Origin of the sequence: Mycobacterium syngnathidarum (assembly GCF_001942625.1) — a bacterium.
Lineage (GTDB): Bacteria > Actinomycetota > Actinomycetes > Mycobacteriales > Mycobacteriaceae > Mycobacterium > Mycobacterium syngnathidarum.
The window spans coordinates 1-2,354 of record NZ_MLCL01000015.1; the positions used below are offsets into that span (position 1 = coordinate 1).

Genomic DNA, 2,354 nt, shown 5'->3' on the forward strand with positions numbered 1-2,354 from the left:
GCGCAGTGTTCCACCAGGGCAAGCTCCTCGAACGTCCGGTCGACATCACCCCGGAACCATCGCCCGACACCCCAGTGTCCGAGGTCGCCTGACGACCCTCGATCCACAGGATTTGACTATTTCTCGACGCCACTTCCGGCTTACGACAAGACGGCATTCCTCAAGGAGGTCTATCTGCCGGAGGAGCGATACGAACGTTTGCGCTCTCTGCTGGCGCGGAAGAAGAGCGTCATCCTCGCTGGCCCGCCCGGTGTCGGGAAGACCTTCGCCGCAAAGCGCCTGGCATACTCGATCATGGGGGTGAAGGATCCGAGTCGGGTCCAGATGGTCCAGTTCCATCAGAGCTACTCGTACGAGGACTTCATGATGGGATACCGGCCCACCGAGACCGGTGGTTTCACGCTCACTGAAGGGCCGTTTTATCGCTTCTGCGAGAAGGCCCGCGCCGACGACACCGACCGGCCGTACTTCTTCATCATCGACGAGATCAACCGCGGCAACATCTCCAAGATCTTCGGCGAGCTGCTCATGCTCATCGAAGCCGACAAACGCGGACAAGACCTCCGACTGTTGTACAAGAACGAGACGTTCTCCGTCCCCACCAACGTCCACATCATCGGCATGATGAACACCGCCGACCGCAGCCTTGCCGTCCTGGATTACGCACTGCGTCGTCGCTTCGGATTTTTCGAGATGACCCCGGGCTTCCACTCTGCCGGATTCACCCGTTGGCAGCAAGACGCTGGAAGTCCCACCCTCGACCGCCTCGTCGAAGTGGTCATCGACCTCAACAAGACCATCGCCGACGACCCCGCACTCGGCCAGGGCTTCGCCATCGGACACAGCTTCCTCTCCAGCCCTCCAGAAGGCGCCACCGACGATGAATGGCTGTACTCGGTGGTCGAGGACGAACTCATCCCCCTTCTCGACGAGTACTGGTTCGACGAGCCGACCACGGCCGAGGAGTGGGCCAGCAGGCTCAGGGCCGCCGTCGCATGACCGAGAGGTCCATCGCTATCCGTAACGTGTACGTGATGATGGCCTATGCCTTTCGAGCGATCCGCAGCGAAGGCAACGACCGAATCGCGGCCGAGGCCTTCGACCATCTTCACGATCTGTTCGCGGAAATTCTCGTGCGTGGCGTCGGCACACAGGTCAAGCGCGGTCTTCATCGCGACTACCTGCACCGCAGCGAAGCGCTCGCCACCATTCGCGGACGTATCGATATCACTCGCACCGCAGCCACTCGCTCTACGTTCCGAGGAAGGCTGGTGTGCGAGTTCGACGAGTACGAGCTCGACACGCCCCACAACAGGGCGCTGAAGTCGGTCATCGTCCTACTCCTCCGCCACGGTGATGTCGCCGCGCCCCGCCGGGCTGCGCTGCGTCGGCTTCTGCCATACCTGGACGCGGTGACGCTGATCGCGCCGACATCGATCCGCTGGCGCACGCTGACCTACCACCGCGCCAACGCCACATACCGGCTGTTGCTCGGTGTCTGTGAACTGATCGTCCGCGGGCTCCTCCCCACACAGGATGCCGGAAGCACCAAGCTCACCTCATGGGTCTCGGACGACGCGATGAGCAGCTTGTATGAACGATTCCTGCGCGAGTACTACATCGTCCACCACCCCGAACTCTCCCCCACCGGCTCCACCGTCAAGTGGGACTACGACGATGCAGGCGCACTCGGAGCCGAACAGCTCCCGGCAATGCGCACCGATGTCACACTGCGGCGTGGACACCGGGCACTCATCATTGATGCGAAATATTACGGCCGATCGATGCAGGCCGGGATGTGGGGCAAGCCGACTGTCCACTCGACCAATCTGTACCAAGTATTGACGTACGTGAAGAACGCCGACGTGAACCGCGACGGCTCGGTCAGCGGGCTATTGCTCTATGCGCGTACCGAAGCACCTGCGCAGCCCGGACTGGACGTCGTCGTCCAAGGCAACCGCATCGGCGCTCGAACACTCGACCTCAACCGTCCATGGAACGAACTCAGCACTCAGCTCGAAGACATCGTCACATGGCTTCAGAACTAACACATTGTTCCTACAAGGACGTAATGCATCGAAGCTGACTTCCAACCCCGTATTTCCACCACAAAGAACTCTCGGCGGCGGCAGGTAAGGCGGAGAGCAGGGCACTGATCGACATCCACCGCGGGCTGACGTCATCGGCGCCGACCTTGTCGAACTTTGTGACACATCCGTACAGCGCAGAGCAATGATCAGAACCTGTGGATCCCGGGCGGGCGTGCCTTCCCGGAAGATGATCTGCAAGGAATCCGAATTCTGATCAAGACCAGCGTTGGCGCGCTGGCGGGAAGGCACGCCCGTGCTCACGGT

The 2,354-nt window shown here is 61.2% G+C and carries 2 protein-coding genes; both read left to right on the forward strand.

The genetic code is table 11. The features are described from left to right. Window positions 1-174: 174 nt before the first annotated feature. Window positions 175-999, forward strand: a complete 825-nt coding sequence (locus BKG60_RS03550; RefSeq protein ID WP_374244209.1) for an AAA family ATPase — start codon at window positions 175-177, stop codon at window positions 997-999. Further along, window positions 966-2,048 carry a 5-methylcytosine-specific restriction endonuclease system specificity protein McrC gene (gene mcrC, locus BKG60_RS03555; protein WP_242663677.1) on the forward strand — a complete coding sequence of 361 codons (1,083 nt, stop codon included), beginning with the start codon at window positions 966-968 and terminating at the stop codon, window positions 2,046-2,048. The genes BKG60_RS03550 and mcrC overlap by 34 nt, the downstream gene beginning before the upstream one ends. Window positions 2,049-2,354: the final 306 nt, after the last annotated feature.